We start from the raw sequence: 20,553 nt of genomic DNA on the forward strand, positions 1-20,553 counted from the left end.
CTTTCGTAAAAAAGGGCGCATCAAGCGCCCTTTTTTCAGCTATAGATCTGATGACCTACTTGATCAGATCAGCCACCTCAACCTTCAATCAAGATGTGCAAGGGCTGCGTCGTAGTCAGGTTCCTGCACAATTTCAGGTACCAACTGAGAGTAGATTACCTTGTTGTTCTCATCCAGGATGACCACAGCACGGGCACAAATGCCTGCCAACGGGCCGTCGGTGATCAATACGCCATAATCTTTAGCGAAGTTTCGATTTTTCATCATAGAGAGCGATACGACATTATCCACACCTTCAGCACTGCAGAATCGGCCTTGAGCAAACGGCAAGTCGGCAGAGATCACCAAGGCTACGGAGTTGGATTTACCGGCCATAGCTTTATTGAAAGTGATTGTAGAAGTGGCGCAAACACCAGTATCAAGGCTTGGAACAATGTTCAGCAATTTCTTTTTGCCGGCATAGTTATCAAGCGAAACATCTGAAAGATCTCCAGCAGTCAATGAGAATTCAGGCGCTTCGGATCCTACTGTGGGAAGATCGCCATTAGTATTAATCTGATTGCCTTCAAGGGTGATAGTAGCCATATTTCTATCCTGTTATTAGAGTTGAATTCAAAGAATAGCGCAGATTTTAAGAAGAACACTGAAGAAGATAAACCATATTTTATTTATAGTAATTATTTAAGATGCCTCGGCGCATAAGATCTAGCCCTATGCTCGCATGCCTTGCCAATGGCGCTTGTGGTGCGGCTGAGGGTTACCGGATTTACAGAGGGGCCCACTAGGGGCTGTTAACACTGATTGAATCAAGCTGGCACGAACAATATTGAACAGATCGTCACACTTAAATGGCTGAGACAAACAGGAAAATGTCTCATTAAATTCACCGAGAGTGCAGCTATGTGATTTCCTGATAGATCTCAGGAGTAACTTCCTGGGTTATCGAGAGCATGGTTTGGCGCAAGGGATCTGACATTGTCCTGATGTCCTCAATCTTGATTATCTCCTCGAATGAGGGAATACCAGAAATTTCAGTATTCTGAATGATGACATCATCTGCAGGAAGTTCAGTCGAGACCGGGCAAGAGACCATAAGCACGGGAAGCTCACCTAAGCCTTCCATCTGCGTTGACTCCAGTTGAAAGCGCAAGTCGTTCAAAATGCCTTTCAGTCCGCTCTGCTTAGCCAGTACAAGGTTTAACGTAAGGCATTGCAACAGCATATGTGAAAGCTCATCTCTAACTTGATTCCGGTTCCCTTGTAGCAGATTGAGTATCTTTGAGGGTGTCATCTCAGGATAGGAGAGTATCCATTTCAACGGTGAAGTGACGGTAAGTTCTGCAGACTTACCCTCTTTTTCCGCTTTGTAGGGGTAGGTGACGGGGGTTAATGCAGGGGTGGCTGCAAATATATCCAGAGGTGAGGAGATTTCTGAATCGAGTGAGAATGGGGCTTGTCTTGCAATTGCCAGATAGTTGTTTTTCAGTTCTTGGAAATTCTTTTCCGCCCCCTTCACAGATGACTTTGAGACACCACGAATATATTCTCCGAGTATGGGTTGTGGCGAAAAAAGTGGTGCTAAAGTGGACAGATAGGACTTAAGCCGTGTTTCTATCCGTTCAGAAACCGAGCGGGTGAGCTTGCGTAATTCTATGAGTCTTGGGATGTCGAAAGATTCTGTCATGAGATGCCCGCTTATTATTGGCCCGATTTCCAGGATTGTTCAGGCTGAAAGTCCATTCATTGTGGCTTTGGAATCAACTATCTACTTATAGGAAAGCTAATCAAATAAAAGGGTTACGTCAATAAGTTTTTGTCGATTTGCTACACTCTTTCAGGGAAAGAGGCGATATTGTATAGTGAATTCCAGCTAAAACTTGTCATTGGCCCTCGGTTTCTATGCAGAAGAGCAAAATAATCGGTGTTCCAGGGGGCTGGGCCGATCTCTGCTTTTTTACTGTTCCAGGGGTGATACACAGGCAAATCTGCCAGTGTTGTAAGGCGAAGTTGCAGGAGAGGTAATTTGGATAATATGTATCCTATGCCAGAGTCAATTGGAAGATTTCAATTGATTGAAGAGGTAGGCGAAGGCGCAATGTCTATTGTCTATAAAGCATTTGACCCTGAAATCAACCGCACATTGGCTATTAAGCTATTGCGAGGTGAATGTGCTGTCGATCCTGAGTACCGATACCGTTTTCTCCAGGAAGCAAAGGCAGCAGGAAAGCTGACCCACCCTAACATTGTCACTATTTTCGATGTTGGAGAGGCAGAGCAGGGCCCCTATATTGCCATGGAGTTTCTTGAAGGTCGTACCCTAGAGGATATGATGGATTGCGATACCCCCATATCTACGAGGGATGCAGTAGTTTATGGGATACAACTTGCCGAAGCATTGGACTATTCCCACGCTAAGGGAATCGTCCACCGGGATGTCAAGCCGGGTAATATTATTTCACCAGGTTACAGCAATACCATACGCATCACCGATTTCGGTATTGCACGGATGGATGCACCCAACAAAGAGCATCGCACCAGAATTGGCTCCGTTTTGGGAACACCTCAGTACATGTCCCCTGAACAAGTAGAAGGTCAACAGGTCGATGGACGATCCGATCTGTTTTCGCTGGGTGTCATACTCTATCAGCTGATTACCGGGGTAAAACCCTTTGTTTCTGAAACTCTGACTTCATTGCTGATGAAGATCGTGCAGGAAGATCCTGCTCCGATCGATATAAGAAAAACTGACATCCCGCAGAGTTTAAAAGCGATTATTGAGAAATTACTGAGTAAAAACCCTGAAAGTCGTTATCAGACCGGCAAGGATCTGGCAGGTGCGCTACGACGTGTGGTTCATGAAATCGATGAAAAGCAAGAGCATCTCAATGAGTCTAAAATTCTACCGCTAAGGATCAAGTGGACTGCTGCGATGGCGCTTGTAGTGTCACTGGCCATGATATTAGGCTCTTTTCTTGTTTATCAGAAACAAGTGGATACGATGACCGAGTTGACCCTCGATTCGGGTAGTACACTTGCAGAATTTATAGCGATAGAAAGTGCTGAAGCAGTATTAATCCAGGACTGGGTAGCAGTAGAGACCTTTGTACAGGAGATTAACGGTCGGCAACAGATCAGTTATCTGAGGATTTTCGATCACAAAAGGATACTAAGGGCGAGTACCTCCCTTGATGAGGTGGGTAAAAGTCTCGATATATCTGAGCGAGATAACTTTCTACGGAAAGAGGGTGGAATGATGATCTCGGAAGATGTATGGAATGGAGATGATGTATTCGATTTTCAGGCACCCTTGCTATTTCAGAACAAGACCATAGGCGGCGTGCAACTTGGATTGTCCCAAACACCATTGATAGCTGCTGCTGATCTTACATTTTATACAATGCTGGGTTTGCTATTGGCCGTGGTAATGACTGTGGTCATAGTCGCTTATCTGCTGGCAACAGGGATCACGATACCGATGAAAGTTCTCCGAAAAGCAATGAGTCATGTAAGGCGGGGTAACTATGGCTATCGTATCCGGCAGGAAAGAAATGATGAGTTAGGCTTGCTCTATACAGATTACAATAGAATGGCTGATGAGTTGCAGAAACTTGAACAAACAGAACAGTTGTCAGAGGAAGTAACTCAGACTCAAGAATCAGACATCGAAACAGAAACAGAAGAGATAGTGGTCGATGATGATAGGACCAACATTGCTCCTGTTCGAAATCAGCAGGCTACTACCGATACCACCAATACAAAAGCTAGCCCCTCACCTTCAGCTGATATAGACAATGATGCAACACGCATCATGAAACGAAATTAGGTAATCAATGGTCTGCCTTAGTGAAAGTTTCAACAGGTTACATCTGAATGACTCTAAGCGTCTAAATCAAGGCGTCAGTCTGGTGCTCTAACGATATGATTTTGAGATCTGTATCTTTGAGGAAATACACCACAGGCACATTGCTTGTGATCTATATTTTGTTAGGTACGGCCTGTTCCACTAGCCCAACAACCAGCAAAGTTATCGCCAAAGATAGTGAGTTTGTGGTGCTTCGCGTTGGTAAGGAGGATGCACAAAGTCTCGCTCGCCGATATCTGGGAGATAAAGATCTCGCATGGATGATAGAAGATGCCAATTCGCCAGGCGCTATATCGACTGGAAATGAGATCATTATTCCTTTAAAGAGTCATAATCCAACAGGTATTGAGTTTGATGGATATCAGACTGTCCCGATATTGTGTTATCACCGCTTTGGTGACAAAGGTGGGAGATTGGAAGTCTCCCCCCAACAATTTCAGCAACAACTTAGCTATCTTAGTGAAAATGGCTACCGGGTAATTCACCTGCACGAATTATACAATTTTCTTCGTGGCGATCAGGTTTTGCCCAAACGCTCGGTTGTGCTGACTATTGATGATGGTCATCGTTCTATATTCGAAGTCGCCTATCCAATCCTGAAAGAGTTTGAATTTCCAGCTACTGTATTCATTTACAGTGACTACATGAATAACGGTGGATTGAAAACAAAACAACTTCTGGCCATGAAAAAGAGTGGGTTAATCAGTATACAACCCCATTCGAAGACCCATTCCAACCTTGCTGTTAATAAGGCTGGTGAGGGGAAAGCAGAATATGCTAAGAGAGTACGTGAGGAGGTTAGAGTGCCCTCACGCAAGCTTTCCACAGAGTTATCAGCAACCCCCCGCTTTTTTGCCTATCCTTTTGGCGATGCAAATAGTCGGGTTATAGATGAATTGAAAGCTCATGGTCTTCTGCTTGGCTTGACAGTCCGACCAGCAGCGAATGCTGCTTTTACCTACCCCTATCTTCTAAACAGAACTATGATTTTTGGGGATCGTGGCATGGATGATTTCGTATCCAAGTTAATTACCTTTCAGCCACGGTGACTGGCGTGATGGCTAGGCTAAGCTATGCTCCAATATTGTTACTGCTGGTTCTCAGTTTGGGATGTGCAAAAAAAGGTTCAGTTTCAGAACGGCATGACGGGGCATTTTCAAAGCCCTCTACCTGGCTTATATCGGCAGACAGACACGAGCAGAAAGGGGATCTACAGAAAGCGCTTTACGAATATCGAATCGCCAGAACATTGTCAGGTAAAAGTAGAAAAATCGAGAAAAAGATAGAGAGCCTCAAAGCGCAAATAGAGGATAAGAGCAAGAGATTATTATCAACTGCCAAAAAAGCGCACAACAAGGGAGACCTGAAGAGTGCGGAAAAGCTATATTTCGAAATTCTAGCACTTGATCCACAACATGACGCAGCATTAAAGGGATTGCGTAGAATAAACAGAGAGAACCTGAAGCTTAAAATGCAGAAAAAGGTGGCGATTTCTCAAGGCTATCAAAAAAAGAGATCGAATAGAAAAAGTAAAAATAACTATCATGATGAAGGTTATGTCTATTCACGTCAGGCTATCTTGCAGGCGGAGCATAGAGCCTCCGATGTTGCAACTTATATTGAAGAGCTGGAAAAGCATATTCTGAAGTATCCCAGAGATACTGAGCTGAAAAATATGTTGATGAAGATCCGAGTCGTACAAGCCCGTGCCGCTTTTAAATTAACAGAGTATGAAAAATCCCTCCATCATCTTACTAAGGCAGAAAAGGTCTTTAATCGTGATCCTTCTGCAATAAAGAGGCTGCATGGTTTGCGCAAAGAGCTTGGAAAAAATCTCTACCTGAAAGGCGTAAGAACTGTTCGTGAAGAACCTGTAAAAGCTGTCGAGCTATGGAAAACTGCTCTAAAATTTGACCCAGATGATAAAAAAAGCCAAATACGCATTAAAAATCTAGAGAAGAGATTATGATCTTCATGATTGACGCGACGGGTTAGAAGGGGTGGCTGTCTTTGGTTTTATTCCAGGAGACCTGAAGGAGTTTCATTGCACTAAAGGGGAAGATGAATAGAGCCAGAATTATGAATAGTTCATACAAGGCTAAACTATTCAATTGGGTGGCTCCTGTATAGTGTGACTCCAAATGGATAACAAACAAAATTAAGGGTAAAAACAGGGAGCCTATAGCAAAACTTGTTAAAGTCATTTTGTAGATATTTTCAAGCATATTGATAGCCAATGATCAGGTATATTTCAGTTATGATACAGCTTGCTTACCTGTGACAACGTAAACAGTGACATATCCTTCTGACCCGATTTATCGACACACCAGAAAGGTTCTTAAGTGAATAGGCTTTTAAAGTCTGAAAGATGTGAATAAAATTCTGTGTGAGACTCTATTGCCATGAATTTGATGATTACTTTTTGAATTGATTGCCATTGACCTTCTCTATGTCGGCGCCAATATAAAAATTATAGATTTTCTCGATTGAGGGATTTTAAGAGTTATAGATAGATATTATCTCAATAAAATCAGTTTGCTATAGATCTTTATTAAAGTAATTGGATAGTAGATGCGATTTGAAACTTAACGATAATGGAGAGGGATTGTGGAACAGTGGGTTCGTTTTGAGTATTTGGGTAAGGAAGGGTTTGGTGTGTTAAGGAACGACCATGTTGCGGTTTATCAAGGGGAGATGTTTCGTAATTCAAAGGCTACAGGTGAATTTTTACCAACTTCGGAAATTAAGCTTCTCATTCCGAGTGAACCTACCAAAATGATTGGATTGTGGAACAATTTTCGTTCCAGGGCAGAAAAGGAAGGGTGGTCACAACCAGCGCATCCACTTTACTTCATGAAAGCGAATGGCTCTTTCTTAGCGACGGGACAAACCATCCGTCAACCTACTTCCTATGATGGCCCCGTGGCATTCGAAGGTGAGCTTGGCATTGTTATCGGAGAGCGCTGTTGTGATATCAATGAGCATGATGCAGATAAGTACATCTTTGGATATACCTGCGTAAATGATGTCACCGCACGGGGATTGATGAAGGAAGACCCTTCATTTGTCCAGTGGACCAGGGCCAAGAGTTTTGACACCTTTGGTGCGGTGGGACCAGCTATTGCCACTGGCTTGGATGTGGATGCTCTGTATGTGAAAACTCTGGTGGATGGTGTTGAGCATCAGAATTATCCAGTTAGTGATATGTTTTACTCCCCACGTCAGATTGTGAGTAGGCTTTCAAAAGACATGACACTCAATCCAGGGGATGTGATTGCCTGTGGTACATCATTAGGTGCTGGCCCTATGCCCCAGGGTTGTACAGTGGAAATACATATTGATGGAATAGGTGCGCTAGTCAATCCATTTAACTAGTATTTATGGATATTAAGCAATAGTGTTTCTTGAATATCTCCAAGAAAGTTTATTTTATCAACAGCGAAATACCACTGACTATAAGTAGAATGCTGATACCACGCTGGAATGTCTGTTGAGACAGGTTGCTGTGCACGTGTCCACCAACATACATGCCAATAGCCATGAGTGGGATGGTAATTGCGGCCACTTTGAGAAGCGCGAGATCAAAAAAACCGGATACAAGATAACCAATAATACGGCTCATTCCGTCAATCAGAAAAATTGTGGCGAAAGTTGCTCGAAACTGGGTTTTGTCCAGTCCTCGAATTTTCAGATAGAGGACATAGAAGGGGCCACCTGTACCAAAGAGAGTGCCTATAAAGCCCCCCAATGTTCCACCAGGTATTGCCCACATTATAGACAACTTGGTATTAGGCGATATTGAAAACAGTGAGTAGATGGCAAACAAGAGGAGAAAAACGCCAAGACCATATTGCAGTATTTGAGCATCAACATAGTTGAACAGATAGAGAGCCATCAGCACGCCAATGACAGAAAAGGGGAGTAGTGGTATCAGGTCTCGCCACTGGATCGATTCGTGATGTTTAACACCATGGCTCGCAGAAGCGACGTAGTCCAGAAGAACGATCAGCGGTACTGCAAATGACAGAGGCATCATCAATGCGAGTAGGGGAATCGCAATCAAGCCTGAACCAAAGCCGGCTATGCCTCTCACTAGATAGGCAGAACAGATAATGATTGCAACAATAATCAGATCTTGAGTCGAGAGTGCTTCTAGCACCATAAGGGCATCTTGCTAAATATCAATATGAACCATATTGTTGCGTAGGTATGCTTCCCTCAATACTACATCCCGACCAGCGATATTCAGCTTTCAGCCTGATTCCATTCCAAGTAAATTCTTCCGCAATCAATTCCAGTTGTTGTTCAGTTCCATAAAAATTGTGACTACTGAACGCCATATAGCGCATTATTATTCATGATCAATTTAATAAGTCAATCTATCTCATCAATAGATGCTAAACTTATCTAAGTTATTAAATTATAAGTTAAATAATTGTGAGTTAACTAATGTAAAGTGACAAGGATTTCTTTGATAAATGTCATCTAAAATGCAAAAAAAACCATAGTTCAATAGAACATTTTAAACATTGTGGGCGGGTTAATAGTTAAAGCAGTGTTACTCTTCCTTGTAGTTGCTCAATAGTAACTGGATTGTCTTTCTTATTGGATTCGCAACTTTGGTTGTTTTCAGGCTTACAAGTAAACGACCTATTTTAGCGACTGAGGATGGTTGGCTGTGGTTTCGTTTCCCTGCGATGTTGATAGGGCTCATTTATCCCCCGGCAGACACGTGAGACAAAGATTACCAGGGCGTCAAACGATTGAGCTTGAGTTGCCCCCAGAAACCTTCTATTTCAATGTTAAATATAGCGTGACAGTTAGAAGGCAATTTCACATGGACAAAGCACTATCTGCATAAACAGTGCTGTCAGAAATGGACAACTTAATAAGAGCCTCTAAAGTCTGCGCCTGGAGGGCGTTACTACTCCGGTACGCCTTGCCAGAGCATCTCGTAGCCAACTTCATAGGTTTCATCGCAGAAATCAGCAAGCGCAGAGAATTTCTCTTTGAACAACTTGTCTGCATGAGAGGATTCATGCTGCTCAAACGATTTCCAGTACGTGACAATCACTATGTCACCCATATTCTGTTTCACTCGTTTCTCTACCTGGCTATCGTCTGAGCCCACACTGCCTTCAGCAGAAACAAAACCTGCGTTTCGGTAGACTTGGCCACCTATAAAACCACCATTCAGCCGCAGCCTAAAAACACCTGCTCTCAGGGGAAATTGCATTCACTCTTTGTTGAACCTAATAGAATCAGTTGACCACTTCACGCTGTCCAACTGATTTTTTAAGGTTTAATTATTGTGGATTGAAGAAAAACAATAACTGATGTTTTAATAATCAGCGATTTTGTTAATAAAGCAGGACAACCCACTACTTGCAAAGGTTGGATTACAACTGCTTCCAGTAGATTGTGGATAACTGGCAGGGGAAGTGTTGACCCCATGTTCATTCGATGGATAAATCCACTATTGAACTTGAATAGATCTGCTGGCAGCCTGCTTTTCTCTGGGCTTATTTAGCGCCTGTATCGATTCGCTGTAACTGCTGTTTCATTTCCAGGGCCCTGGCTTTATAACCGGGAGCGAGGGAGTGATTTGGGTCCAGTTCCAATATCTTGTTCCAGAAAGCAATGGCTTCATCCAGCTCTTGTTTTCGGAAGAGTTGCATCGCCTGCCGGTGATAGTTGTCAGTGATTTTGTTTCTGACTTTTAGCTGCGACTCTCTGGCAGTCAGATTGTCAGGGTCGTAGGTTAAGACTTGGCCATAGGTTTTGTAGGCTTCTTCATATTGACCGTCACTCTCAGCATTGTTTGCTTTCTGCAGGAGCTTCTGGGCTTCAATTTTATCTTCAACTAGAATAAGTTGATTGATTGCGCTTTCATCTGATGCATCAAGGATTATAAGTTTTTCCAGAGTGCTTCTGGCACCTTCCAGATCATTTTGCCCAATCAGTTGAGTGGAATATTCGCTATAGTAACTACCCAATAATACTCGAATCTCCTTAGACTCAGGTTGTCTATTACCTTCATTCTCAAGCAGATAGATGGCAGAGGGCAGGTCATTGGCGGAATGTAGTTTCCGAGCAGAATTGAGAATATCATCGCTAGTGCTGGCAGATAGCTCTGGAGTAGAGTCTGGCTCTGTTTCAATATCTGTTTCTGCTGGTAATGTCACCGGTTCCTGGATGACTTCCGGCAACGGGTCGGCTGCTATTTCGGTTATTTCTGATTCGGTTTCTGCAGGTTGAATGACTACTTCAAGCTTGGGTTCAGTTTTGGCTTTTGGTTTAACCTTTGCCTTCGGTTTGACAATTTTTCTTAATTCGCCAGGTACCCGGATACGTTGTCCCGGTGCCAGTCTGCTTGGATTTTCGAGTTTATTGTAGCGGGCCAATATGACAAATTTATAGGGGTCATTAAGAAAATTCTTGGCAATGAAAGAGAGAGAATCTCCCGGTTGAACATCATAGAAGAAGTTTTTAAGTCCCAGGTACTCTATGGGATCGGCATCCATCTGCTCAAGTAGATCACTGGCCCTGGCATGATCGGGATGATCCATTAATGCCCAATTAAGCTGATTGCGAGCATTCTCATAGTCGCCATTCTGTAACAGCGTCAAGGCTTTGCGAACGCGTTTATTGGGTGACAAAGAATCGGTTGGGAGGGGTATTGCCTCTACCTCTTCCTCTGGTTCCATAACTACAGGTTCATCCTGTTTTTTTGGCCCCATCAGTTCACAGGCGCCTAAAGCAAGTGCAAATGTTAAGATGATGAGGATTTTCAAGAAATCCAGAAACCTATTTACATCACTCACTTCATAGACTCCTTTTGGCTATAAATTTCATACTGAAGCAGTCACCACGCCCAATATAGCAGATCATGCATCGTCAGCTAAGGCAATCTGCGCTGATTTTGCCTGCACCAAAACAATAGTAACATTGTCACGAGCCCCTCTCTCCATGGCCAGATTGATCAGTTCCTGAATTGAATCCTGAAAATTATGGCGCCCCAGGATATCAGTAATCTCTGAATCACTGACCTCTTTGTTCAAGCCATCACTGCAGAGCAGAAACAGGTCTCCATCACAGGGTTCAACCATTTCAGCGTCTAACTCCAAGAGATCGCAAGCGCCAACAGCTCTGGTGATATAGTTGGCAATTGATGATTGCTCCGCTTCATCGGAACTAACGAGGCCTTGTTCGATCAACTCCTCAACCTGGCTGTGATCCCGACTGAGCTGTTTCAGATTTCCCCTTCGATAGAGATATATACGGCTGTCACCCGCCCACTGGTAGATGCAGTAACCATCATACGCCAGTAGGGTTACCACGGTGGAACCGATTATTTCACCACCCCTGTGTTGAGACTCAAGTAGTAGCTGTTGATTGACGTAGTGTAGGCGCTGCTCTACATCACCAGCCAATTGTCCCAAAGAGTCCCCAGGCGCCATGGATTTCAGTTCATTGACTATCATGCTTGAGGCCAAATCTCCCGCTGCATGACCACCCATACCATCAGCAACGACCCAGATTCCGAGGTCAGCTCTATCCAGGCAGGCGTCCTCGTTGATAGCACGGACTTTACCCTTGTCGGTTATATGGGCAGAGACCCAGTAGAATCGGTTCTGGCTCATTGAGGCTCGTGAACTTCCGAGGCTGAGAATCCCATGCTGTAGGCACCGGTTTCGATCTCTTCCCAACCATGTTGAGACCATGCGCCATCAATCAATGCACTGGCGCCCTTGATTTGGGGAAGTCCTTGACAGATCAACAGAGAGGGTGAGATCCGCTCTGAACCTTGAGTCCACCAGAGACTATAAGCGAATAGCAGCTTTTTCATCAGATGGGGCAGAAACAGTGGATAGAGACCGCGCAGAGAGGATTGCTCTTGCAGGTGTGCATGCCAAGCATTATTCAAGGGGGTGATCGGGGCATCGTGCTGAATCAGTTCTTCCCGTTCTGCACTTGGGTTACCCAGGGCAAGCAACTGTTGCTCCAGTGAATCCATTTGAAATCCATCTTCAAGACAGGAGAGGGCAAGTTCTTCCAGGCGTGCAAACCAGCTCTCCGACTCCTCCATAAAGAGAAACAGATTAAATTTAGGATCAAGTTTTGTAGCCAGGGTGAATGGATAGTATCGACCGACACGATCCACGCTGGGCATTAAGATGCCTGCCCATCCCTGTTCACCACATATCCCTGGTGAGAGGGAGAATCGCCATATGGGGCTGGTTAAGTAGTTGTCGAGCCAGAAGTCACCAAGTTGTTCCCGGCTGTTGGCAATCGCTTCCTGCATCCAGGTTTCCCAAGGCGCGATGAAACTTCGAGGGAGTCTGCGAGTTACGAAGTCACCCAAAGCTGGAATTTTACCGTAGAGGCCAGGAAAGTCCTCATTTTGCATTGTATTTATAGTCTGTTCGGACACCGGAAATCTGCCAATTCTCTAAGCTGGAATGGATTGAGTGCACCGCTGGCGCGAAGTGCAAAACGGGACTTGCGACCACCTACGTCAAAGGTCACATTAATTGTTTCGGGGGAGTTTGTAGGAATAATTTCAGCCAGATCAATGATACGGAACCAACCCCAGGGGCCATCTTCAGTAAGTCCGGACGGTTTATTGCCTGCGGGGGGGGCAAGCAGGATCTTGGTATCACTGATACCGGAATCATCCGGCCAGGTCAGACGGTTCCAGCGGGTGGGACCATGGTTGTACCTGACTCTTTGCTGGTTGAGTAGCAGGGTGATCTGGGTAATGGTTGTATCCATACTCAGTGGCTTGATCTCGAAGTTGATTTTTGGTTCCTGGCTGCTACTACTGAAAAAAGCGTCACGAATCACAGCCGCCCTTTGGAACTGACGCAAGGTGCTGGTGGGAATACCCAGTGTCTTACTGCCAGCTGCATTCCAGCGCCAAACTTTTCGAGAGGTGTCAACAAAGTCTATGAGGTAGGTGTTGAAGAAGTTCTCCATCATCCCACCGGCACCAAAGAAGCGTCCGAAATCACTGATAGTGACCTCTCTGGCACTCCCTCGATCCAATGGATAACGTCCTGACAGGCTACGCTGACAGAAGGGTAGCAGCTGTGTGTTCCAGACTGAGTTCAAGTGGCTTCTGACTCCCGATACGGTGAGATTGGAGCTACCGTCTGCCAAGGTGTTGATTATCTCAGCCAGAGGGCCAGGTTGGCGCTGTGCTTCTAACTTGAGTCGACTGATGACCCCACCTCCAGCACTAGGGTCACGTGCCGCATTGAACGCCTGGCTGGATTGATTGCCCGCTGATGCAATAGTGTTCATATGCGCATACAGCTCGTTGAGCATCTCCATGGTTCTATCCAGAGGAGCCTGCTCACCCTCTTGTGCCTCAATCATTCGGTTGAGGCTGGCAAAATGTTGATCTACCGGGGTGGTCAACAGCTGCTTCTGTGGTTGATCCTGGCCCTCGTCTGGAGCAACTTGCAGGATCGACGCCAGTCGTCTTGTAATCCCCGAACTGTTTTTCTCGATCAGCTCTGCCGCCTTTTGTGCGCCACCGGGCAGACGGGAAAGGGTAGTCTGTTCCTGTATCAGCTTAAGATAACGACGCAGGGGGGAGGTGGGGCCTGAAAGGACATTCAGTACTTCTACCGCCTGTCGCATATTGTTGAATGGTTTCACCCGGATATCGGCAAGCTGCTGTTCCCACAGACGGATATACTCGGCGTAGTAGAGATCTTTGACTCGGCTGCTCAGCTTGGCCAGGTCAGTTTTACCAATGATCTTTTCCAGATCAGGGCCAAGTATCCATTTCTCCTCGAGTAGTTTATTAGCGATGGAGAGGTGATCCTTGAGAAACAGTTTATGGTAACCCTGGTAGGTAAAAAGGCCGGGGATCTCTTTATCCAGTGGCTCTCCTGAGCGACGACTGAAGACCAGCTCGGCATCTGTTCCGATCTCTTGTGTCAGACGCAGCGCTGAGACAGATCCTCCCTGGGTGGTGCGCTTCATGCGGTTGTATACCCGGTCAGCTAGTGGCACTCTTAGTAGATTACTGCGTACCTGGCTGATCAATGCCTCATCCAGAGGCAAGGTCGGTGTCATTGGCATTTGAGTCAACAACGCATTCAGGTGTGAATCAAGGGCCTGTCTCGCCTGTGCATTTTCAGAACCCGGCAGCGTCAACTGCCACTGTAAAAGCATCCAGGCCTTTACGGTTTCTGCATCATAGTGTTCACTGTCATCGAACATCAGATAGACTTTGAGTGCTTCATACAGATAGTCTGGATTGTTTCCCTGCTGACTGAGCTGTTCTTCAAGACTGAGGATGATACGGGGCAGGAAGAGGTTTTTCAGACTGTTGTGATAGGCACTGATTGCTTCACTGCCAAGCTTGTCCCCCTGATAGAGTCCCAAACCCATCAACAAGGGAATCTCTTTCTCCTGATCCTGATATCCACCGGGGATGTTTCGTACTAGATCGAGGGCGGGCACCACGTTGGTCAATGTCAGGTCATCTGCGGCAACTGCATTTACCTTCTCATCTGCAGCATTAGCCTGGATTGCAACCTGATCCACATAACTCTGATTACGGCTATAGCTTGTAAACCAGGCAATACCCGCAAGCACTGCCAGTGATATGGCTCCTACGTAAGCGATCCGCTGCAGCCAGGCACGCTGTTTTTCAACCCGGGTGTTGATACCGGCCAGATGGGATTCTGCAAATATCAGATCCTTAAACAGTCTGTTGATGAAAAAACTGCGTCCTGAACCGGAAAAGGCAGGTGCGATCTGGCGATTGAGACCGAACTCCTGGGCCATCGATCCAAGCAGACGGTCGATGGGTGTGCCTTCCTGAGTACCGCTGGTAAAGTAGACACCCCGAACCATGGGGGTCTCCTGGAAGCGGTTTTCACTGAAGGCCTCATAGAGGAAGGTTTCTGCTGCTTCACGAAGGGCACTGAACTGTTGCGGAAATGAGTAGATCAAGACTCTTCGTTTGATATCCCGCTCCTGTTCAAGGCGGTCCATCAGGCGGGCATCGATACGTTGTTCCAAGGCTTTGAATTCATCTTTGAACTGGGTGATGCCTGCATCCTGACTATTCTTGTCAGTCAAAGGGAAGGTCATGCCCCAGACCTGATTACGTTCCTCTCTTCCCAGGTTTTCAAAGAACTCATTGAAGCCTGCCAGCAAGTCGCACTTGGTAAAGAGAACGTATATCGGGAAACGGATACCGAAATGATCGATCAGCTCTTTGACCCGCATGCGAATCGCTTTGGCATGGTTGATTCGTTCGATGTCGGTAAGTTGCAGGATATCCTCGACACTGATCGCTACCAGTGCACCATTGATGGGTCTGCGTTTCCGATGTTTCTTCAGCAAATCGAGAAATCCCATCCAGGCAGCACGATCGACCTCTTCATAGCTGTCCTGAGTGGTGTAACGACCTGCGGTATCCAGTAGCACCGCATCATCGGTGAACCACCAGTCGCAATTGCGGGTGCCGCCAATGCCTTGTACCGCATCGTTCCCAAGTTTGTCTGCAAGGGGGAAGTGCAGTCCGGAATTCAGTAAGGCTGTGGTTTTACCGCTTCCTGGTGGTCCAATGAACATATACCAGGGGAGTTGGTAGAGATATTGGCTGTTCTGCTTTCCACCAAGCTTTGACTCTTTGAGGATACGAATCGCATCATCTAGTCGCTGTCCGAGGATCTGAACCTCTTCAGCCGACTCCTGGGAAGTGGCTGAAGTTTGACCTTTCTGTCCAACCACGCTTTCGAGCATCTGTTGATTTTTCTTTCGCGCAGCCAGAAAGCGACGTAACTGATTTGCACCCCAAAGCAGAATGATGAGCCCAATGGCAATCAGTCTTGCTGTAACCGAAGCCAGTGGTTCGGTGCCGGCAAAGGCGAATAGTGGTCCGATAAGCCAGATGATGACCGAAATAGCGATCAATCCCAGTATGGCGACAAACCAGCGGTTTTTTATGATTCTCAATAGTGCCTGCATGGTGTACGCGAATGCCTATGGTTTTATCAGAGTGATCTCCACACGCCGATTGCGTGCTCGTCCCTCTTTTGTGTCATTGGATGCCAGGGGCTCTGCTGAGCCACGCCCTTCACTCTGAATCCTTCCGGGTAGGGCAAGATCCAGTGCCAGGATTTTCGCCACCGATTCTGCACGTGTTCTTGACAGGTGCCAGTTGGATGGGTAGCGAAGGCTGCGTATGGGTATGTTGTCTGTATGGCCCACCACCAGGATTTCGCCATCAAGCCGATCCATAGCTGCGGCGATACGGTTCAGCAGCGGCAGGAATTGATCACTGACATCAACACTGCCTGAAGCGAACAGGCCGTCGCCGGCGATTCTGACGATGCCTTGGGTGTAGTCTTCAGCAACACTCACCTTTCCTTGGGCAATCTCATTGGCTAACAGAACTCTAAGGGTAAGCTCAGGTTCCGGAGGTGGTGGTGGAGCGCGTTCGACCACAGTTTGCACATTGCGGGCGATGTTATGCAGCTCAGCATGAACCGGGTCCGACTTGACGTTAAGACTGAGGCTGAATCCAGAATACATCAACAACAGAACAACACCTGAAATAGCCAGCACCACCCATAATGGAACATATTGAACCAGTGCATTCTGTTTCAGGGGAACGCCTTGCCAATTTCCCGAGAGTTCCCGTTCATACTCATCACGATGATTGCGAAGGGTACGGAAGAGATTGTCCCGTAGCGTCTGTAGTTGCGCATAACCATCGGGTAGGGGTCTAAAGCGCCCTTCGAAACCAAATGTGAGACAGATGTACATCAACTCCAGCAGCTCCAGATTCTTGGCCGGATTCTGCAGCAGCTTTTGCAACAGCTGAAAGAATTTCTCGCCACCCCAGGCCTCTTTGTGCATAGTCACCAGCAGACTCTGGTCTCGCCAGATGCTCTGATTGCCCCAGGGGGTGGTCAGCACCAGTTCATCGGTGACGGTACAAAGAACATAGCGAGCCCAGAAAACAGTCTCTTGCTCAACCCCAAGATCTTGTGCTTTTCGTTCAAAGCCGCGGATTTTTTCGATGATCGAATTCTTGAGGGTCACCGGATCGGAATGGGAGGGTGTATCGCGTAGTCGTCCCATCATTGAGAGCAGTGACGAGGCTGCAATCTCAAGCTTGTTGGCACCCTGTCGCATCGGCAGGCTGGGCGCAGGCGCCTGAGGCCTTTGAGGGATACTCTGACTGGTTGGTGGAGGTTGAGGTGTAACTGCCGGACCTTTGCCACCAGGACGGGGGCGGATAACGGTGCGGTCACCTGTTTCGTTGGGCTTCATGCCAAATGGGTCATCGTGATCCATCATCAACTACCTTTTATTGCCCAAAGTTCAAGTTCAAGGCCCGGAAAATCGCCTCCTATATGTATGGCACATCCTCCAGAGGTTTCAAGCAGGTTCCAATAGTCATTGTTTTTGTCCAGCTCGAAATAGCTGAAGCCTGCGTTGTAGGGGATCTGTCTTGGGGCTACGGAAAGTATACGTAACCCCACACCGGGCAGTTGTAGATTGACCAGGTCGCGTATCTTCTCGACAGGGCCGATCTTGGTTTGAGTCGGAAAGCGCCGCTGCAGGACATCTGCTGTCATGTTGGCGTTAACTGCTAACACAAAGATGGCGTCGCTCAAGAGGGAGCGATCTGATACCGAAGCAACCCGGATACCATACTTGCGCTCTTCAAGCGGAATCGAAACCGCTTTCTGTTCAAGCACCATACTCAACGAACGTCTCAGTTCCCTGATCAAAGGGAGAAAGGTCTCCTGTAGAGCCTGGTGCTGATAGAGAGAAAAGGTTGGCGGACGCTTATTGCTGCTGGTGAAGGTGGCGAGTTCGCCGGCCAGCTCTAAGGCCGCTTCATAGAAGGTGACAGGGTGTAGTGGAACCCGGTTACAGAAATGGGTATAGAGTGGTTCATAGCGATTGACCACCTGCAACATCAGAAAATCTGCAACCTCGGCAATACCTTTTCCACCATCTACCAAGCGGGATGCAATTGCATCGGCACGGTGATGTAAGAGGCCCTCGATCTCTTTAACATATCCAGCGAGTCGTGGGGAGACCTGGCAGTCGAGACAAGGGGGAATGAAATCCTCGTCTAACACCAGCATGTCGTCTGAGCGACGTTCTATCACTTTTGCAATTGCTATATGGGCAAACTCTTCCAGTTCCGAGTCACCGATCAATAGTCTTAGTGTTGGTTTGGCAATCTGCAGCGTGGAGTTGTTGGAAGAGCCCGATATGCCATCCTTAATATCGATTTCATCGACCAGATATCGCTCCAGGCCCTCTTCCTGGTCAGAAAAGCGTACTTGAGAGGTTCCTGAACGGGAGAGGGGCAGGGCGAGATAGACAATCGCACCTTTGTGTTCTGCTGGAATGTCTAATGGTGGAGGTGGATTGTCGTGTGTGGGTATGTCGAAGGTTGTTCCATCGGGTAGAACGCCGCTACAGGACTCAATCGCCAATCGACCCAGTGCCAGGGCCTGGCGATCAATTTTTAACTGCGTGAAGCCCCAACTGAAGGGGGTCAGGTCAGCGCACCGAGCCTCGATGCGGTGCTCTAAAAACCGCTCCTGCTGTTGAAAGTGGTGCGGCCTGAGGAACATTCCCTCTGACCAAACAATCCTAGACATCCAAGACATGGGCTTCTCTTATTTGTTTTTAAGGATGTTGATACCGCTTTTTCCGAACTCTATCACAAAGGCGGTTTCGTCGTTTACATCGATTTCTATTGCTCGACGCCATGTGGCATTTTCTATATCACGATAAGCGCCAATAACACCCAGGTATCGGGTGTCAGGTTGCAACTCTCGTTCAAGCAATTTAGTTTCTCCAGGCTGAAAGTGGAACTCATCACGCATCAGCAGTTCATCTCCAAGCAGGGCAACATCCTGCTCGAAAAGATTGAAGAAGTCGGCATTATTGAAAACGCTAAGAGATTTCAATTCATAGACTCTTGCAACGATGGGTGAGGGTCTGTCATTGATATCGGGGTTAACACGCATATCTGCATTCATTGTTGCATTTATACTTGAAACACTCGAACAACCCGCTACTAAAAACAGATAGATGAGTCCTGAACTAAGCAAGAGTTTTTTTATGGTTGCTTTCATCTGCTTATACCTTCAAAAAGTTTTTAAATTGGGGTCAGCGTGTTTTAACGATTCCAGACGACGGATCTGCTCTTCGTAGGCTTTTGAAAATGTGCGGCCGAAGAGTTGATGAAAATCATCCTCCGCCTCATTGGCTATTTCGCTGTAGAGTTCAGTAAAGAGATCCCAGGTCTTAGCTTGTCGATAGAGTGGCAGTTTCTCAAGCAGAGCCGATTGGCCCAGGCGTTTTTCAAGAATTTCCGGTTTAAAGCGCTGCAAAACAACCTGAAGTGCTGCCTGCATACCAACCATCACCGCCAACATATGGGCTTCAACATCTTCATTTGCCTCTACAATGGCATGCAATGGTGGGAGATAGCCACTTTTCGGGCTGGGGTTAACCAGGTGTCGCAGCGCCTCTTCAGTATTTATAGAGAACTTTAGCGGGTTATTCTCAACCGGCTGAATCATCGTCTGATTCATACGAAACTCACCCTTCATCTGAGCCCTGGCACGAAGAATCGACATACTGCCTTCGACACTGGCGCGCATGACACTGCCAAGATTATGCATCAGATCGGTCATCGCCAATCCGTGCAGATGATCTACGGGTATCCCCATTCCTTCAGCGAGTGCGGCACGCAGATCAGCTTCATCACCTGAATCGGGCACTGCTGCCGGGGGTGGATCTGCTTTTACAGGCTGGGGGATGCTCTGTTCCGGCATCTCCTTGGGCTTTAGCCCTGGTCTGGGAATCGATTCCTGGGTGAGGGGCGGAGGAATCGGTTTCTCCTGCTCTATCGGTTGGGTTTCAGGGAAAGGCGACGAGGGTGGTGGATTTTCCTCCAATGGGGGCAGTATCTCAGGTGAAGAGATAGCAGGTTCTGCTGAATTTCCTTCTGACGATTGTTCGTCCAGATCCCAATCTTCCGGTATCGGTGTTGGTTGGTTGAAAAAAGCGTTCAGGTCAGAGGTATGATCCGATTGTGACAGAGGGGACGGCTGTATCGATTCATCGTCTTGATCTATCACCAATGCGGATGATTCTGGATCATCAAGGCTGAACATCGGTTCCGCTTCAGGCTCGGAGATTTCAGTTGTGATTGATGAGGCTGGCAGCGCCTTGTCAAGGGCCTCACCCGCATGCTGTTCCGCCATCTGCGCAAAAGGATCATCAAGATTATCGAAATCCTGAGAAGTTTCTATTTCTGCTACAGCATCGACTTCTGCAGGTATCACTAACACACTGATTTCATAATCACCGATTCCGATGATATCTCCATCCTCGAGGGCGACGCGATTATCCTTACCCAGGGCCGTTTTCGAATGGTTCAGGAAGACGCCATTGGAGCTGGTATCTGTGATGTGAAAAACCCCATTACTGAAGTCGATCATTGCGTGTTGTCCCGATATGAAGCGTTCAGGATCGGGAAGCACCCATCTATTCTCCTGTCGGCGCCCAATACTGCCCCCTTGCTCATCAAAGGAGGCAGATAAAGGCTGAGACGGCGGAGCCCCGCCACTACTGGTGACGGTCAATGTCATTGTTGCGCTTTGGCTGTCGGAATACAT

Annotated in this window: 16 protein-coding genes; 4 read left to right on the plus strand and 12 right to left on the minus strand. The window is 46.8% G+C overall.

Annotation, left to right across the window (positions count from 1 at the left end):
- Window positions 1–84 precede the first annotated feature (84 nt).
- Together tpx and AC4IE7_RS08795 are read right to left on the minus strand one after the other, a co-directional pair.
- The gene (gene tpx / locus AC4IE7_RS08790) at window positions 85–585 is read right to left on the minus strand and encodes a thiol peroxidase (protein ID WP_490776453.1); all 501 of its coding nucleotides are present in this window, start codon (window positions 583–585) and stop codon (window positions 85–87) included.
- 313 nt (window positions 586–898) lie between these two features.
- Window positions 899–1,684 (minus strand): hypothetical protein, encoded by a 786-nt coding sequence (locus AC4IE7_RS08795; RefSeq protein WP_490776454.1) that lies wholly within the window; start codon window positions 1,682–1,684, stop codon window positions 899–901.
- A gap of 348 nt (window positions 1,685–2,032) precedes the next feature.
- Here AC4IE7_RS08795 and AC4IE7_RS08800 point away from each other — a divergent pair, with 348 nt between their 5' ends.
- The 4 genes from AC4IE7_RS08800 (at window position 2,033) to AC4IE7_RS08815 (ending at window position 7,237) form a co-directional block, all read left to right on the plus strand.
- Complete coding sequence (locus tag AC4IE7_RS08800; RefSeq protein ID WP_490776485.1) at window positions 2,033–3,823, plus strand: protein kinase domain-containing protein; 1,791 nt, start codon at window positions 2,033–2,035, stop codon at window positions 3,821–3,823.
- A gap of 146 nt (window positions 3,824–3,969) precedes the next feature.
- A complete protein-coding gene (locus AC4IE7_RS08805) occupies window positions 3,970–4,911 on the plus strand; it encodes a polysaccharide deacetylase family protein (RefSeq protein ID WP_490776455.1) in 942 nt (313 codons plus the stop codon).
- The gene (locus AC4IE7_RS08810; RefSeq protein ID WP_490776456.1) at window positions 4,908–5,831 is read left to right on the plus strand and encodes a hypothetical protein; all 924 of its coding nucleotides are present in this window, start codon (window positions 4,908–4,910) and stop codon (window positions 5,829–5,831) included. The genes AC4IE7_RS08805 and AC4IE7_RS08810 overlap by 4 nt, the downstream gene beginning before the upstream one ends.
- 638 nt (window positions 5,832–6,469) lie before the next feature.
- Window positions 6,470–7,237 (plus strand): fumarylacetoacetate hydrolase family protein, encoded by a 768-nt coding sequence (locus tag AC4IE7_RS08815; protein WP_490776457.1) that lies wholly within the window; start codon window positions 6,470–6,472, stop codon window positions 7,235–7,237.
- A gap of 49 nt (window positions 7,238–7,286) precedes the next feature.
- On the opposite strand, the gene AC4IE7_RS08820 is transcribed toward AC4IE7_RS08815, so the two are convergent.
- The 10 genes from AC4IE7_RS08820 to tagH all read right to left on the minus strand — a co-directional run bounded on the left by AC4IE7_RS08820 (window position 7,287) and on the right by tagH (window position 20,553).
- Window positions 7,287–8,024, minus strand: a complete 738-nt coding sequence (locus tag AC4IE7_RS08820) for a sulfite exporter TauE/SafE family protein (RefSeq protein ID WP_490776458.1) — start codon at window positions 8,022–8,024, stop codon at window positions 7,287–7,289.
- A 762-nt stretch (window positions 8,025–8,786) separates the two neighbouring features.
- On the minus strand, window positions 8,787–9,098 hold the full coding sequence (locus AC4IE7_RS08825; protein WP_490776459.1) for a hypothetical protein: 312 nt from the start codon (window positions 9,096–9,098) through the stop codon (window positions 8,787–8,789).
- A gap of 286 nt (window positions 9,099–9,384) precedes the next feature.
- Window positions 9,385–10,686 carry a LysM peptidoglycan-binding domain-containing protein gene (locus AC4IE7_RS08830; protein ID WP_490776460.1) on the minus strand — a complete coding sequence of 434 codons (1,302 nt, stop codon included), beginning with the start codon at window positions 10,684–10,686 and terminating at the stop codon, window positions 9,385–9,387.
- Window positions 10,687–10,749: 63 nt separating this feature from the next.
- On the minus strand, window positions 10,750–11,505 hold the full coding sequence (locus AC4IE7_RS08835) for a PP2C family protein-serine/threonine phosphatase (protein ID WP_490776461.1): 756 nt from the start codon (window positions 11,503–11,505) through the stop codon (window positions 10,750–10,752).
- The gene (tagF, locus tag AC4IE7_RS08840; protein WP_490776462.1) at window positions 11,502–12,296 is read right to left on the minus strand and encodes a type VI secretion system-associated protein TagF; all 795 of its coding nucleotides are present in this window, start codon (window positions 12,294–12,296) and stop codon (window positions 11,502–11,504) included. The genes AC4IE7_RS08835 and tagF overlap by 4 nt, the downstream gene beginning before the upstream one ends.
- The gene (gene tssM / locus AC4IE7_RS08845; RefSeq protein WP_490776463.1) at window positions 12,278–15,847 is read right to left on the minus strand and encodes a type VI secretion system membrane subunit TssM; all 3,570 of its coding nucleotides are present in this window, start codon (window positions 15,845–15,847) and stop codon (window positions 12,278–12,280) included. The genes tagF and tssM overlap by 19 nt, the downstream gene beginning before the upstream one ends.
- A 27-nt stretch (window positions 15,848–15,874) precedes the next feature.
- Window positions 15,875–17,197, minus strand: a complete 1,323-nt coding sequence (gene icmH / locus AC4IE7_RS08850; protein WP_490776464.1) for a type IVB secretion system protein IcmH/DotU — start codon at window positions 17,195–17,197, stop codon at window positions 15,875–15,877.
- Window positions 17,197–18,531, minus strand: a complete 1,335-nt coding sequence (gene tssK, locus AC4IE7_RS08855; RefSeq protein ID WP_490776465.1) for a type VI secretion system baseplate subunit TssK — start codon at window positions 18,529–18,531, stop codon at window positions 17,197–17,199. Before tssK ends, icmH begins: the two co-directional genes overlap by 1 nt.
- 9 nt (window positions 18,532–18,540) lie before the next feature.
- Complete coding sequence (gene tssJ / locus AC4IE7_RS08860) at window positions 18,541–19,002, minus strand: type VI secretion system lipoprotein TssJ (RefSeq protein ID WP_490776466.1); 462 nt, start codon at window positions 19,000–19,002, stop codon at window positions 18,541–18,543.
- A 12-nt stretch (window positions 19,003–19,014) separates the two neighbouring features.
- Window positions 19,015–20,553, minus strand: coding sequence for a type VI secretion system-associated FHA domain protein TagH (gene tagH, locus AC4IE7_RS08865; RefSeq protein ID WP_490776467.1), 1,539 nt, complete (start codon window positions 20,551–20,553; stop codon window positions 19,015–19,017).

The organism is Candidatus Thiodiazotropha sp. AKAK3, assembly GCF_058244645.1.

Excerpts from the sequence above, each read along its gene's own strand:
- tpx (WP_490776453.1), bottom strand. The coding sequence starts at position 585 with ATGGCTACTATCACCCTTGAAGGCAATCAGATTAATACTAATGGCGAT.
- AC4IE7_RS08795 (WP_490776454.1), bottom strand. The coding sequence starts at position 1,684 with ATGACAGAATCTTTCGACATCCCAAGACTCATAGAATTACGCAAGCTC.
- AC4IE7_RS08800 (WP_490776485.1), top strand. The coding sequence starts at position 2,033 with ATGTATCCTATGCCAGAGTCAATTGGAAGATTTCAATTGATTGAAGAG.
- AC4IE7_RS08820 (WP_490776458.1), bottom strand. The coding sequence starts at position 8,024 with ATGGTGCTAGAAGCACTCTCGACTCAAGATCTGATTATTGTTGCAATC.
- AC4IE7_RS08825 (WP_490776459.1), bottom strand. The coding sequence starts at position 9,098 with ATGCAATTTCCCCTGAGAGCAGGTGTTTTTAGGCTGCGGCTGAATGGT.
- AC4IE7_RS08835 (WP_490776461.1), bottom strand. The coding sequence starts at position 11,505 with ATGAGCCAGAACCGATTCTACTGGGTCTCTGCCCATATAACCGACAAG.
- icmH (WP_490776464.1), bottom strand. The coding sequence starts at position 17,197 with ATGATGGATCACGATGACCCATTTGGCATGAAGCCCAACGAAACAGGT.
- tssK (WP_490776465.1), bottom strand. The coding sequence starts at position 18,531 with ATGTCTTGGATGTCTAGGATTGTTTGGTCAGAGGGAATGTTCCTCAGG.
- tssJ (WP_490776466.1), bottom strand. The coding sequence starts at position 19,002 with ATGAAAGCAACCATAAAAAAACTCTTGCTTAGTTCAGGACTCATCTAT.
- tagH (WP_490776467.1), bottom strand. The coding sequence starts at position 20,553 with ATGTATTCCGACAGCCAAAGCGCAACAATGACATTGACCGTCACCAGT.